Genomic DNA, 13,617 nt, shown 5'->3' on the forward strand with positions numbered 1-13,617 from the left:
CCCGACTCCTCGCCCGCACCCTCACCCAGCTGCGCGAGGGTCTGCTCGTCGAGGAGTGACCCCCGCTCGCCTCACTCGCCCGGTGAGCGCGCCATGGTGACGACCAGCAGGACGACGGCCACGACGGCGGTGACCAGCACCGCGGACCCGAGCGGCGCCTGTCCGCCGCGCAGCAGGGGCAGCCCCACCGCGAGGCCGAGCAGCAGCTCGGACAGCAGCACCGGCGCGAACCCGGCCCGTCGCCCCCTGGCCAGGCCTCGGGCGGCAACTGCGAGCACCACACCCCAGAACGCGAACAGCGCGGCCTCGATGGCCACAAAGTCGGTCCGCTGGTAGTCCCCGCGCAGCGCCTCGACCACGATCAGTGCGGCATAGGCGACCAGCGCGGCCGCTTGCAGTCCCACGACCGCGGCCAGGGCCCAGCGAACGGACGACGGGGCCGCCCGGCCGGGCTCGCCGCTCGCGGGTGGTTCGGGCACCCGGCGACCCTACCGGGGCGCTCCCCTAGGCTGGCCACCGTGCGCGCGATCCTCGTCGTCAACCCGACCGCGACACGGACGACGGCTCGCACCCGCGACGTCCTCGTGCACGCGCTCAGTGCCGACCTCGACGTGGACGTGGTCGAGACCACCCATCGCGGGCACGCCCATGAGCTCGCTCGTCGGGCCGTCACCGAGCGCCGTGACCTGCTGCTCGTGCTCGGCGGCGACGGGACCGTCAACGAGGCGGTCAACGGGCTGCTCGCCGACGGGCCGGCTCCGGAGGGGCCGGTGCTGGGGGTCGTCCCCGGCGGGAGCACGAACGTGTTCGCCCGCGCCCTGGGCCTGCCGAACGACCCGGTCGAGGCCACCGGCGAGGTCCTGGACGCGATCCGCGAGGGCCGGACCCGGCGGATCGGGCTCGCCGCCGCGGACGGGCGCTGGTTCACCTTCTGCGCCGGACTCGGCCTGGACGCAGAGGTGGTCGCCGCGGTGGAGGAACGGCGAGCCGAGGGCGGCCAACAGCTGTCCGGCGGGCTGTTCGTGCGGTCCGCGGTCCGGTTGTTCTACCGCGGCACCGACCGCCAGCACCCCGCGCTCACCCTCGAGGTTCCAGGGGAGGGGCCGGTGCCCGGCATCTACCTCGCGATCGTCCAGAACACCTCGCCCTGGACGTACCTGGGCTCGCTGCCGGTCAACCCCTGCCCAGAGGCCGACTTCGACACCGGGCTGGACCTCTTGGCGCTGCGTCGGATGGGCACGACGAGCGTGCTGCGGCACGTTCGGCAGATCCTCCAGCCGGGCAGCCGACCCAAGGGGAAGGACGTGACCGGCCGTCACGACCTGGCCGAGTTCACCGTGTGGTCGGACGTCCCATGCCCCTTCCAGATCGACGGGGAGAGCCTCGAGGACCGGATGAGCGTGCGCTTCGTGGCCTTCCCTGAGGCGGTTAGCGTCCTGGTGTGACCGGGCCGGTGCCGGGTCGGGTGCCGGTGGTGTGAGGTACGCGACACGGCGTACGAAGAACTTGAAAATCCAAAAGCCTTGTCTGTCGGCCAACCGTTTGCGACCCTTGACGTGCGTGCCCGTGGTCGATGGCGCCGACCGAGTCAGCGCCAAGGAGCCTGGAGCGCGAGCAATCAGTGTGTGGGGGCCGAGACATCGGCTCTCGCGCTGCGCGTTGATTCGTGAAATGCTTCACAAGCAGGGCCAGCAGGGACGACACCGGGCGAGACGAGGAGTGGACAACAGATGGACTGGCGGCATCGCAGCGCCTGCCGTGACGAGGATCCCGAGCTTTTCTTCCCCATCGGGAACACCGGCCCCGCCCTGCTCCAGATCGAAGAGGCGAAGGCCGTGTGCCGCCGATGCGAGGTGCGCGAGCCCTGCCTCCAGTGGGCCTTGGAGAGCGGTCAGGACCACGGCGTGTGGGGCGGACTGTCCGAGGACGAGCGTCGCGCCCTCAAGCGCCGCACGGCCCGGGCGCGCGCCCGGCTGGCCTGACCTCGGGCTAGTCCTCGACCGGCAGGTCCAACCGAGCTCGGGTGCCCTTGGGCTCCCGGCGGTCCAGCTGCAGCCGGCCGCCGAGCTCACCCTCGACGAGGGTCCGCACGATCTGCAGGCCGAGCCGGTCCGAGTCGGCCAGGTCGAAGTCCGGGGGCAGGCCGGCACCGTCGTCGAGCACCTCCACCTGCAGCTCGCCGGGCCGTCTGGACGCCACCACGACCACCACCCCGGCGGCTCCCCTCAGCCCGTGCTGGACGGCGTTCTGCACGAGCTCGGACAGTACGATCGCCAGCGGCGTGGCGACGTCGGCCGGCAGCACGCCGAACGACCCCTGCCGGACCGGCCGGACCCCGCCACTCGCACTGGACACCTCGCCCGTGGAGACGAGCAGCCGGTCCGCGATCGCGTCGAACTGCACGGTCTCGTCCGGGGTGGCCGAGAGCATCTCGTGGACGACGGCGATGGAGGCCACCCGCCGGACGGCCTCCTCGAGCGCCGCCCGGCCCTGTGGCTCGACCATCCGACGGGCCTGGAGGCGCAGCAGCGCGGCGACGGTCTGCAGGTTGTTCTTCACCCGGTGGTGGATCTCGCGGATCGTCGCGTCCTTGCTGAGCAGCTCCCGTTCGCGTCGCCGCAGCTCGGTGACGTCTCGGACCAGGATCAGCGCGCCGGTCCGGCGGCCGCCGTCCAGCAACGGGATCGAGCGCACCAGGACCGCGGCGCCCTGGTCCTCCAGCTCCATGACCCGGGCCGCCCGGCCGCCCGCGACGGCACCCAGCTCCTCGTCCGCACCGGTCCGCCGCTGGAGCAGCTGCCGGGTGACGACGTCGAGCCGGGCCCCGGCCAGGTCGGAGGCCAGCCCGAGCCGTCGGTAGGCGGACAGCGCGTTGGGGCTGGCGTACTCGACCGCGCCGTCCGGTCCCAGCAGCAGCAGACCGTCGCCGACCCGCGGTGAGGCGTCTAGCTCGTCCAGCCCGCCCGGCGCCGGGAAGGACCCCTGCGCGACCATCCTCGTCAGCTGGTCGGCGGCCGAGAGGTAGGCGGTCTCCAGCCGGCTGCTCGAGCGTGCGAAACCCGGGTCGACGTGACGCGCGATCACCGCAGCCACCTGGTCGTGCTCCCCACGGACGGGGATCGCCGCGATCGGGACGAGCACGTGCTCTCCCCTGCTGGTCACTGCCTCGCCCTGCTCCAGGGCTTCGTCCAGCAAGGGACGTCGACCCCGCGGCAGGAAGGACCCGACCAGGTCGTCGCCGAACACCGTGGGGCCGGTGGTGGGGCGCACCTGCGCGCCGGCGACGTAGCCGGAGCCGTTCCAGGTGGGCAGCCACAGCACCAGGTCGGAGAACGACAGGTCAGCCAGCAGGTGCCAGTCCGACAGCAGCAGGTGCAGCCGTTCGAGGTCGCCGTCCGTGAGGTCGGTGTGCCGACGCGCGACGTCGTTCAGGCTGGGCACGCTTGCAGCGTAGGGCCACGCCCGATCCCGGTGGCGCAGGGCCGTGCCACGGCGCGCGAGGGGGCAGACTGAGCCCCACCGCCCTGGCCCCGCAGCCAGCCCGTCGACCGGAGGTACCCATGCACTGGCTCGCGCTCAGCGGGGCCATCGTGTGCGAGATCGTCGGCACGCTGTCGCTGCGCTCCACGAACGAGTTCCGACGGTTGGCCCCAGCCTGCTCGTGGCGTGCGCCTTTGCGGCGAGCTTTGCCTGCTGTCCATCGCGCTCCGCGGGATCGAGGTCGGGGTCGCCTACGCGATCTGGTCCGCGGTGGGCACCGCCTTCATCGCGACGATCGGGATCGTGTTCCGGGGCGAGACCACATCGGCCGTCAAACTGGTGTCGATCGCCCTGGTGGTGATCGGGGTGGTGGGGCTCAATCTCGCCTCCAATCGGGCCTGATCGGCCCGGCCGCGCCCGAGTAGGTTCATCCCATGGCCGAGGACATCCACACGAGCGCCGATGCGAGCAACGACGAGCACGAGGACCGGATCGAGGGGCACGGCGGCGACCTGACGGTGGCGGTGGCGCGCGCCCACGGGGTGCAGCGGCTGTTCACGCTGAGCGGCGCGCACGTGTTCCCCGTCTACGACGGCGCGGTCAAGGCCCAGCCGCCGATGCCGATCATCGACGTGCGGCACGAGCAGACCGCGGTGTTCGCGGCGGAGGCCACCGCCAAGCTGACCCGGGCTCCCGGCCTCGCCGTGCTCACCGCCGGACCGGGTGTCACCAACGGCGTCTCGGCGGTAACCACGGCGCACTTCAACGGCTCGCCGGTGCTCGTGCTGGGCGGCCGGGCCCCCAGCCAGCGCTGGGGCAGCGGGGCGCTGCAGGAGCTGGACCACCCGCCGTTGCTCGCCCCGGTGACCAAGCACGCCGGCACGGTCCGCGAGATCGGCCAGCTCGTCGAGCAGGTCGACGCGGCCTTCCGGCTGGCCCTGCAGCCGCACCGCGGCCCGGTCTTCCTCGACGTGCCGATGGACCAGCTGTTCTCCCGGGCCGAGTCCGCGGCTCCGGCCGCCGGCGGCTCGGCGGCGAGCCGCGGCGTCGCCCCGGACCCGGACGACCTGGCCGAGGTCGCCGAGCTGCTCTCGGCTGCGGCCCGCCCGGTGCTCGTCCTCGGCTCGGACGTCTGGGCCGACGGTGCCGAGGCGGCGGCGCTGCGGCTCGCCGAGACGGTCGGTCTGCCGACGATCGCCAACGGGATGGGGCGCGGGGTGGTCCCGGCGGGACACCCGCTGCTCGTCACCCGGGCCCGCAGCCGGGCGTTCGGCCAGGCCGACCTCGTCCTCGTGGTCGGCACCCCTCTCGACTTCCGGCTCGGGTACGGCTCGTTCGGCGGCAAGGACGGCGCCGCACCGGCGCGGGTGGTGCACCTGGCCGACTCCCCCGCCCAGCTGGCCACCCACGCCGAGCTGGCCGCGTCGGCATCCGGCGACCTGTCGCTCGTCCTTGACGGCGTCCGGGAGGCCTGGGAGCTGCTCGTGCGCCGGCCCTCCTACGTGCAGTGGATGGCCGACCTGCAGAACGCCGCTGCCGCGGCGATCGCCTCCGACGCGGCCATGCTGTCGGCCGAGGCGTCGCCGCTGCACCCGGCGCGCATCTACGGCGAGCTGCTGCCGCGCCTGGCCGAGGACGCCGTCCTGATCGGCGACGGCGGCGACTTCGTCTCCTTCGCCGGCCGGTTCGTGGAGCCCGCGCGGCCGGGCGGCTGGCTGGACCCCGGCCCCTACGGGTGCCTGGGCACCGGTCTCGGATACGCGATCGCGGCCCGGCTGGCCAGGCCCTCGGCGCAGGTCGTGCTGCTGCTCGGTGACGGCGCCGCCGGCTTCTCGCTCATGGACGTCGACACCCTGGTGCGGCACCGGCTGCCGGTGGTCATGGTCGTCGGCAACAACGGCGTGTGGGGGCTGGAGAAGCACCCCATGCAGTTCCTGTACGGCTACGACGTGGCCGCGGAGCTGCAGCCGGCGACCCGCTACGACGACGTGGTGCGCGCGCTGGGCGGCGCCGGAGAGACGGTCACCCACCCCGACCAGCTGGGCTCGGCCCTGGACCGCGCGTTCGCCGCCGAGGTGCCGTACCTGGTCAACGTCATCACCGACCCCAAGATCGCGTATCCACGGACCACGACCGGGATCTGACGGACTGGCCTGCCGACGGTCAGGGCGATCCGGTGGCGCCCCCGTGGGCGGCCACCAGCCCAGCAATGTCGATCTTGTTCATGCCGAGCATGGCCTGGGTGACCCGACGCGCACGCTCTGGGTCCGGGTCGCCCATCAGCTGGCCGAGCGCCGCCGGCACAATCTGCCAGGACAGCCCGAACCGGTCGACCAGCCAGCCGCACTGTGACGGGTTGCCGCCGTCGCACAGCCGATCCCAGAAGTAGTCGACCTCGTCCTGATCGTTGACGGACACGAAGAACGACACCGCCGGGGTGAAGCTGTACTGGGGGCCTCCGTTGAGCGCCATGAACTCCTGCCCACCGAGCCGGAAGGTCGCCATCATGAGCCCACCGGCGGGGCCGGGCGCGCCGTCCGGGTAGGGGGCGGTGGACAGGACGGCGGAGTCACCGAAGACCGAGGTGTAGAAGTCCACGGCCTCCCGCACGCGTCCGTCGAACCACAGGCACGGGGTGATCGTCGGCATCGGGGTACCTCCGGGGAAGGCGAGAGCGGTGGCGGTTCCGGAGTCGATGCTCCCGCTCCGGGACCGTGATGTCAGCCGTGCCGGGGCCAATTACGCTGCGCTGCCATGACCTCCTTGTGGCACGGCTTCGCAGACATGCACGCGGTGAGTGCGGACGGCCCCCTGGTGCTGGCCCGCGGCCGGGGCACGCGGGTGTGGGACGTCGACGGGACCGAGTATCTCGACGCCACCGCCGGGTTGTGGTTCGCGAACGTGGGGCACGGACGCACCGAGATCGCCGACGCGGTCCGGGACCAGCTGGCCGAGCTGGCGGCGTACTCGACGTTCAACGACCTCGCCGCGCCGGCCACACTCGAGCTCGCCGACCGGGTCGCCTCGCTGGCGCCGGTCGCCGACTCGAAGGTGTTCTTCACCTCGGGTGGCTCGGACTCGGTGGACACCGCGGTCAAGCTGGTTCGCCGCTGGTGGCTGCTGCAGGGACAACCGCAGCGCCGGGTCGTCGTCGTCCGGGACAAGGCGTACCACGGCATGCACCTGGCCGGGACGTCGCTGTCCGGGATCGACGACAACCGGGCCGGCTATGGCGACCTCGACCCCGACGTCGTCCGCGTCCGCTGGGACGACGCGGCGACCCTGGCGGACACCCTCGACCACCTCGGCGACCGGGCCGCGGCGTTCTTCTGCGAGCCGGTGATCGGTGCGGGCGGCGTCTGGTTCGCCGGGGCGGACTACCTGCGCGAGGCCCGGTCGGTGTGCCGCGACCGGCAGGTCGTGTGGATCAGCGACGAGGTGATTACCGGCTTCGGGCGGGTCGGTGACTGGTTCGCCTCCACCCGGTTCGGGCTCGACCCGGACCTCGTGCTGTGCGCGAAGGGCCTGACCAGCGGCTACGTGCCGATGGGGGCGGTGCTGGCGGCCCCGCGGATGTGGGAGCCCTTCTACGCAGCCGGCGCCGGAGTGTGGCGGCACGGCTACACCTACGGCGGGCACGTCGGCGCGGCCGCCGCCGGGCTGGCGAACCTCGACGTGATGGAGCGCGAAGGGCTGCCCGCGCGGGTTCTCACGCGGGAGTCGGCCCTGGCGTCGTCCCTCGCGCCGCTGACCGGGCACCCGCTCGTGGCCCAGGTCAGGGCCGGCACCGGGCTGCTCGCCGCGGTGCAGCTGCACGACCCGGCGAGGCTGCCCGCCCTGGTCTGGGCGGTGCGCCGGCACGGGGTGCTGTCGCGGGGGCTCGTCGGCGGCGCACTGCAGATCTCGCCGGCCCTGGTGCTGGACGACGAGGACCTACGGGTGCTCGCGGATGGCCTCGCCGCAGCCCTCGACGAGGTGGCCGAGGCCTAGGCACGGCTAGCCGGGGTGGTCGGGGTGTCGGGGGTCGACGGGGGCCCGGGGACGGGGTGGTGCAGGCCGTTGGGGGTGGTCCATTGGTCGGTGTCGTCGGGGCTGCGGGTGGTCTGCCAGTGGTGGTGGGTTTTGAGCTGGTGGGTGGGCGCGGCACAGGGCGCCGAGGTTGGCTGCCTGAATACCCCCATCCTGCCGACACCACCGACAGTTCCCGGGCGCAGCGAACGGGACCGGAGTCAACCTGTGGACGAGGACGCTGCGGTGCCGCCGGGGCCATCTCCGAGGGTCGAACGGCCAGCCGCGTCCTCGGCAGCCGGTTCCGGCGGCCGCATCCGGCGGACGTCGAGAACGTCGACCGGGCCATCCCCTGCGCCGACCTCCTCCAGCCCGGTCGCCACCGCGGAGGTTGCGACGGACGCAGCGCGCCGAGCGGCCATCGACGGGTCGTCACCCCGGGCCAGGCAGGCCGCGAGGGCCGCCGAGTGCGTGCAGCCGGCCCCGTGCGTGGCCGCAACAGCTTGGCGCGGCACCGGGATGTCCAGGTGCCTCCCGTCTGTGTAGAGGTGGTCCACCGGCCGCTGCCCGTGCCCGCCGGTGACCAGGGCCGCTCGCGCGCCTAGCGACACGAGCGCCTCGGACAGCGCGACCCGGTCCTCGGTCGCGAGGCCGGTGAGCGCCTGCGCCTCGAGCAGGTTGGGCGTGACCACGGTGGCCAGCGGGAACAGCCGGGTCACCAGGGACTCGACGGCGTCGTCCTGCAGCAGCCGCGCGCCCGAGCTGGCCACCATGACCGGGTCGACCACGAGCGGCAGGCCCCGCCCTGCCAGGGTCTGTACGACGGCATCGATGATCGGCGCGGAGAACAGCATCCCGGTCTTGGCCGCGCCCGGCCGGATGTCCGACAGCACCGCCTCGAGCTGGGCCACGACGAACTCCGGGGGGCACTCGTGGATGGCCGTGACACCCAGGGTGTTCTGCGCCGTCAGGGCGACCACACAACTGGCCCCGTGCACGCCGCAGCGAGCGAACGGCACCGGGCCGGCCGACCGCATCGCCGGCGGCAGCCCGAGTCGGAGGATCTGGCCCTTGACCGGACGGACCGGCGGGGCGCCCGCAGCGGGCAGCCCGGGAAGGTCGCGCGACCAGGCCCCGGCGGCGAGGACCACCGTGTCGGCCCGCCACTCGCTGCCGTCGTCGGTGCGGGCGCCGCGGGCGCGCCCGCCGTCCACCACCAGCTCGACGACCCGGCGCTCGACGACCTCGACCCCGGCCCGTGCGACGCCAGCGTGCAGCGCCATGGCGTAGCGGCGGTTGTCCACGGACCGGTCACCTGGGGCCAGCACCGCGGCCCGCACCTCCGTCGACAGGTAGGGCTCGAGCCGTCGGGCCGCCGACCCGATGAGCTCCTCGGTCGCGAAACCGAGCGACGCACGGAACGCGGACAGCCGGGTCAGTGCGGCCCGATCGCCGTTGTCGAGCGCGACGACGAGTGTCCCCTCGCGGCGCAGCCCCACCAGCTGCTCGACGGCGGCCTCCAGCTCCGCCGCGAACGAGGGGAAGCGGCTCAACGCCACGAGGTTGAGGCGCAGGAGGTCCTCCTCGCCGAAGAAGGACTCGCTGACCGGGGCGAGCATGCCGGCCGAGGCCCAGGTCGCGCCCCGCGTCCCGCTCGCGTCGATGACCCGCACGGAAGCGCCCTCGCGAGCCAGCCGCCAGGCGGCCGGGAGCCCGATGACACCGCCGCCGACCACCAGCACGTCGGTGAAATGCGGACTGCTCTGCAAGGGTCCAGCTCCCTTCGCCGGCATGACCCGGATCAGGTTCGACGGTCGGGGGCGGACGCCCCCCTCTCAGCCCTGGACGGGCTCCCGTGCTCGTCGACGAAGCCTACGCCCGTGATTGGATCGGCCGGTGACCACGCCCAGCGGACCCTCCCCCCTGCGCACGGACCGCCTCGAGCGGCTCGCCGCCGCTCGGCTGTACCTGTGCACCGACGGACGCCGGGACCGGGGCGACCTGCCCGAGTTCCTCGATGCGGTGCTCGGCGCCGGGGTGGGCATCGTGCAGCTGCGCGAGAAGGGGCTGGAGGCTGCCGAGGAGCTCGAGCTGCTCGAGGTGTTCGCCGACGCCTGCTCGCGCCACGGCAGGCTGCTGGCCGTCAACGACCGGGCCGATGTCGCGCATGCGGCGGCCGCGGACGTGCTCCAACCCGGGCAGCGCGACCTGCCGCCCGCCGTGGCCCGCGCCCTGGTCGGGCCGGACGTGATCATCGGCCGCAGCTCGCACAGCACCGGCCAGGCGGCGGCCGCCGCAGTGGAGCCGGACAGCGACTACTTCTGCGTCGGCCCGGTGTGGCCGACGCCCACCAAGCCGGGCCGGCCGGCCGCGGGACTGCCAGCTGTCGCGGAGGTCGCGTCGAGCCGGCCCAGCCGGCCATGGTTCGCCATCGGCGGCATCAACGAGCAGACCCTGGACGACGTCCTCGACGCGGGGGCCCGCCGGGTGGTGGTGGTGCGGGTCATCACCGGGGCCGACGACCCGGCGGCGGCCACCCGGCGGCTCGCTGACCGGCTCGCCGCCAGGCCGTGGTGACCGCCGGGCTTCGGGTCCGGCTCGCCGAGCCCGCCGAGCTCGAGGCGGTCGGCGCGCTCACCGTGCGGGCATACACCCACGACGGAGGCCTGCACCCGGAGGACCGCTACGCCCTCATCCTGGCCGACGCCGCGGACCGCGCGGAACGGGCCGAGCTCTACCTCGCCGATCTGGTCGGGCGCATCGTCGGCACCGTCACCGTGGCCGAGCACGGCACCCCCTACGCCGAGATCTCGCAGCCTGGTGAGCTGGAGTTCCGTATGCTCGCCGTCGATCCCGAGGCTGCTGGCCGGCGGATCGGCTCCGCCCTGGTCGAGTTCGTCGCCGACGAGGCCCGGCGGCGCGGGCGCCGCCGCGTGGTCATCTCCGTGGTCCGGGGCAACGCCGCCGCCGCGCACCTGTACCGGCGACTGGGCTTCGTGCGGGTGCCGTCCCGGGACTGGGAACCGGTCCCCGGCGTGTTCCTGCAGGTGTCGATGCTCGACGTCTGAGATCTACAGCCGGGACAGGAACCGCTCGCGGTCGACGACCACGCGGGTCACCTCGCCGGTGGCCAGCAGCCGGCCGTCGGCGTCCTGTGCGGCCACCGAGAAGCGCAGCAGCCGCCCGTCTGCGGCGACAAGGTCGGCGGTGACCGTCACCGTGACGCCCACCTTCGTGGCCGAGCGGTGCTCCAGCTCGATCCGGGAGCCGACCGAGGTCTGGCCGTCGTCCAGTCGTCCGTCCAGCGCCGCGACCGTGGCCGCCTCGAGCCAGGCGAGCAGCCGGGGGGTGGCCAGCACCGGGACGTTACCGCTGCCGAGCGCGATGGCGGTGTCCGCTTCGGTGACGACGAGCTCCAGCCGACCGCGCGCGCCTGCAGCCAGGTCCATGACCGCTAGGTTACGGCGACCTCAGGCGACGAGGCCCAGCCGCCGCAGCTCGACGCTGAGGTCGTGCGGCGAGGTCGAGGCGGCCATCGCCGCCTCGAGGGTGATGATGCCGTCGCGGATCAGCGCGACCAGGTGCTGGTCGAACGTCTGCATCCCGTAGTAGGCGCCCTCTTGGATCAGCTGGTGGATCGTGGCGGTCTTGTCCGGGTCGCTGATGGCGTCGGCCACGCGGCCGGTGTTGACGCAGACCTCCATGGTCACGCAGCGGCCGAGGTTGTCCGCGCGGGGCACGAGGCGCTGGCAGATGATGCCGCGCAGCGAGGCGGCCAGCGACAGCCGGATCTGCTTCTGCTCGTGCGGGGGGAAGAAGTCGATGACCCGGTTGATGGTCTCGGTGGCGTCGGTGGTGTGCAGCGTGGACATGACGAAGTGGCCGGTCTCTGCCGCCGAGAGGGCCGCCTTGACCGTCTCCGTGTCACGCATCTCGCCGACCAGGATCACGTCGGGGTCCTGCCGCATGGCGGCCCGGAGCGCGACCGAGAAGTCGGACGTGTCGACCCGCACCTCGCGCTGGTTGATCATCGCCAGCTTGTCGAAGTGCAGGACCTCGATGGGGTCCTCGACCGTGACGACGTGCACCTCGCGGTTGTTGTTGATGTGGTCGATCATGCCGGCCAGCGTGGTGGTCTTGCCGGAGCCGGTGGGGCCGGTGACCAGGACCAGCCCGCGGGGCTCCAGGGCCAGCGGCGCCAGCACCGGCGGCAGACCCAGGTCGTCCAGCGGGATCGCGCCGACGGAGACCCGCCGGAACACCAGCCCGGCCGAGCCGCGGGAGCGGAACACGTTGACCCGGAACCGGCCGACGCCGGGAATCGAGTGGGCGAAGTCTGCCTCGTTCGTCTTCGCGAACTGCTCGACCAGGTCGGGGCGGAGCACCTCGGAGACGAATGCCTCCGTGTCGGCCGGCTGCAGCACGGGTGACTGGAGCTTGCGCAGGCGGCCGTCGATGCGCACGCGGGGCGGCGAGCCGACCTTGCAGTGCAGGTCCGACCCACCGGACTCGATCAGCGCGCGCAGGAACGGCTCGATCGACTGCTGGGGCAGTTGGGCTGTCACCTGAAGGACATCGTCCGCGATGCGGCGGACCTTTACCTCTGCGACGAGCCGTTCGAGCCGGGTGGAGTCCGGTCAGCCGATGACGGCGATCAGGTCGCCCTCCTGGACGACGTCACCCTGCGCGACGGCCAGGTCCAGCACCGTTCCGCTGGCCTCGGACAGCACCGGGATCTCCATCTTCATGGACTCCAGGATCACCAAGGTGTCGCCGGCGGTGACGTCGTCCCCGACCGATACGCCGACGTTCCAGACATTCGCGACCATTTCCGCACGGACCTCGGTGGGCATGAGCGGGACCCTACAGCGCGTGCGCGGCGGCGTGCTCCGTGACACGGGCGAGGGTCTGGACGACGACCGGGTCGAAGTCGTACGCCATCGACAGCCGCAGCCGCTCGATCGCCTCGAGCCGCCGCGAGCTCTCCCTGGAGTCGCCGACCAGGTCGTCGTACGCGTTGGCCGCCTTGATGATCCGACTGGCCAGCGGCAGGGTCAGGTCGGCCGCTTCGTGCGGACGGCGGTAGGGGTCGGCCTGCCGCTCGACGATGTCGGCCACCCGGTCGAGCACGCCGGTCTGGCGGATGACGCCTGAGCCGAGCTTCGCGATCGCCACCTGGTCGTCGTGCGTCACCATGACCGTCGCGCCGCCGGGGATCGGGTCGGTCAGCGATAGCTGACCGAGGTCGTGCATCAAAGACGCGTACTCGAGGTCCTGCAGGTCCTGCTCGCTCATGCCCAGCTCTTTGCCGACGGCGACGCAGAGCTGGCTGACCCGCCCCGAGTGCCCCGTCTCGGTGTACCCGGCCACCTCGGTGACCCGGGAGAGCGAGCGGATCGTCTGCCGGTAGGTCTCCCGGATGGTGGCGTACCGGCGAAAAGAGAACTGAGCCATCAACAGCGGGACGATGAAGAGCGGCAGCGCCCAGAGCCCCATGGTCTGGGCGGCCAGCGCGATGAGCACACCGGTAGCGGCGATAGCCGAGCCGAGGCCGAGCAGGTTCCTGAGCTCGCCACGCAGGGTCGCGCGGAACGGCGACCTGTCCCGATCGGCTCGCACCACAGCAGCGAGCACCGCATCGAGCAACGCAGCCAGGACGGCGACCAGCACCATGAAGACGGCCAGCCGCAGGTTGTCATGCACCGAAGAACCGACGAGGCCGCGGTCCCACACCGGTCGGAAGGCGGCGGCCGCGAAGGCAACCGTCAGGAGCCGCCGGGCCAGCTCGTCGAGCCGCGGGGCCCGACCCACGCCAATGTGCGGCAGGGCACCGACGAGCGTGGCCAGGGCGGTCAGCGTGACCACGTCCCAGGCTGTGTGCCCGGTCCGACCGTCGGGCAGCTTGCCGAGGAGCGCATACGCAAGAGCGGCTGCGGCCCCGAGAGGGGCTGCCTCCCGTGCCCCGGGCAACGGGATCCGGACCAGCTCGCCGGCCGCGATGAAACAGCCGAACACGAAGGCGAGCCCGATGCGAGCCGGCGGATGCTGCGCAGTGATGACGACGGACGACAGGACAAGCAGCCCAGCAAGCGACACGACGAGGACCGCGCCGCGCTCATCGTCTAGTCG

The 13,617-nt window shown here is 72.9% G+C and carries 15 protein-coding genes and 1 riboswitch; of the genes, 7 read left to right on the forward strand and 8 right to left on the reverse strand.

Features of this window, described 5'->3' with window-relative positions:
• Positions 1–71: 71 nt before the first annotated feature.
• Complete coding sequence (locus VIM19_10220; protein HEY5185257.1) at positions 72–479, reverse strand: hypothetical protein; 408 nt, start codon at positions 477–479, stop codon at positions 72–74.
• Between the two features lie 39 nt (positions 480–518).
• Between VIM19_10220 and VIM19_10225 the strand changes: the two genes are divergently transcribed.
• A complete protein-coding gene (locus VIM19_10225; protein HEY5185258.1) occupies positions 519–1,445 on the forward strand; it encodes a diacylglycerol kinase family protein in 927 nt (308 codons plus the stop codon).
• Between the two features lie 285 nt (positions 1,446–1,730).
• Positions 1,731–1,982: a WhiB family transcriptional regulator gene (locus VIM19_10230; protein ID HEY5185259.1), complete on the forward strand. Its 252-nt coding sequence runs from the start codon at positions 1,731–1,733 to the stop codon at positions 1,980–1,982.
• A 7-nt stretch (positions 1,983–1,989) separates the two neighbouring features.
• Here VIM19_10230 and VIM19_10235 read toward each other — a convergent pair whose 3' ends face one another.
• A complete protein-coding gene (locus tag VIM19_10235; protein ID HEY5185260.1) occupies positions 1,990–3,441 on the reverse strand; it encodes a histidine kinase N-terminal domain-containing protein in 1,452 nt (483 codons plus the stop codon).
• A gap of 225 nt (positions 3,442–3,666) precedes the next feature.
• Between VIM19_10235 and VIM19_10240 the strand changes: the two genes are divergently transcribed.
• On the forward strand, positions 3,667–3,882 hold the full coding sequence (locus VIM19_10240) for an SMR family transporter (protein HEY5185261.1): 216 nt from the start codon (positions 3,667–3,669) through the stop codon (positions 3,880–3,882).
• A 32-nt stretch (positions 3,883–3,914) separates the two neighbouring features.
• Positions 3,915–5,624 (forward strand): acetolactate synthase, encoded by a 1,710-nt coding sequence (locus VIM19_10245; GenBank protein HEY5185262.1) that lies wholly within the window; start codon positions 3,915–3,917, stop codon positions 5,622–5,624.
• Positions 5,625–5,643: 19 nt separating this feature from the next.
• On the opposite strand, the gene VIM19_10250 is transcribed toward VIM19_10245, so the two are convergent.
• Positions 5,644–6,129, reverse strand: a complete 486-nt coding sequence (locus VIM19_10250; protein ID HEY5185263.1) for a VOC family protein — start codon at positions 6,127–6,129, stop codon at positions 5,644–5,646.
• Between the two features lie 105 nt (positions 6,130–6,234).
• On the opposite strand from VIM19_10250, the gene VIM19_10255 reads away from it, so the two are divergent.
• Positions 6,235–7,470, forward strand: coding sequence for an aminotransferase class III-fold pyridoxal phosphate-dependent enzyme (locus VIM19_10255; GenBank protein HEY5185264.1), 1,236 nt, complete (start codon positions 6,235–6,237; stop codon positions 7,468–7,470).
• A gap of 239 nt (positions 7,471–7,709) precedes the next feature.
• Here the strand turns inward: VIM19_10255 and thiD are convergent, their stop codons facing one another.
• A complete protein-coding gene (gene thiD, locus VIM19_10260; protein HEY5185265.1) occupies positions 7,710–9,257 on the reverse strand; it encodes a bifunctional hydroxymethylpyrimidine kinase/phosphomethylpyrimidine kinase in 1,548 nt (515 codons plus the stop codon).
• A riboswitch (TPP riboswitch) is annotated at positions 9,250–9,355 on the reverse strand. (Overlaps the previous gene by 8 nt.)
• Positions 9,356–9,384: 29 nt before the next feature.
• Here thiD and thiE point away from each other — a divergent pair.
• Both thiE and VIM19_10270 read left to right on the forward strand, forming a co-directional pair.
• Positions 9,385–10,065, forward strand: coding sequence for a thiamine phosphate synthase (thiE, locus tag VIM19_10265; protein ID HEY5185266.1), 681 nt, complete (start codon positions 9,385–9,387; stop codon positions 10,063–10,065).
• Entirely contained in the window at positions 10,062–10,556 is a 495-nt protein-coding gene (locus tag VIM19_10270; GenBank protein HEY5185267.1) for a GNAT family N-acetyltransferase, read from the forward strand. The genes thiE and VIM19_10270 overlap by 4 nt, the downstream gene beginning before the upstream one ends.
• Positions 10,557–10,559: 3 nt before the next feature.
• Here VIM19_10270 and VIM19_10275 read toward each other — a convergent pair whose 3' ends face one another.
• The 4 genes from VIM19_10275 to VIM19_10290 form a co-directional block, all read right to left on the reverse strand.
• Complete coding sequence (locus tag VIM19_10275) at positions 10,560–10,937, reverse strand: hotdog domain-containing protein (protein ID HEY5185268.1); 378 nt, start codon at positions 10,935–10,937, stop codon at positions 10,560–10,562.
• Between the two features lie 21 nt (positions 10,938–10,958).
• Entirely contained in the window at positions 10,959–12,053 is a 1,095-nt protein-coding gene (locus VIM19_10280) for a PilT/PilU family type 4a pilus ATPase (GenBank protein ID HEY5185269.1), read from the reverse strand.
• A 72-nt stretch (positions 12,054–12,125) separates the two neighbouring features.
• Positions 12,126–12,341 carry a biotin/lipoyl-binding carrier protein gene (locus VIM19_10285; protein ID HEY5185270.1) on the reverse strand — a complete coding sequence of 72 codons (216 nt, stop codon included), beginning with the start codon at positions 12,339–12,341 and terminating at the stop codon, positions 12,126–12,128.
• Positions 12,342–12,351: 10 nt separating this feature from the next.
• Positions 12,352–13,584 carry an HD domain-containing phosphohydrolase gene (locus tag VIM19_10290; protein ID HEY5185271.1) on the reverse strand — a complete coding sequence of 411 codons (1,233 nt, stop codon included), beginning with the start codon at positions 13,582–13,584 and terminating at the stop codon, positions 12,352–12,354.
• Positions 13,585–13,617 lie beyond the last annotated feature (33 nt).

The organism is Actinomycetes bacterium (assembly GCA_036510875.1).
Classification (GTDB): Bacteria; Actinomycetota; Actinomycetes; order Prado026; family Prado026; genus DATCDE01.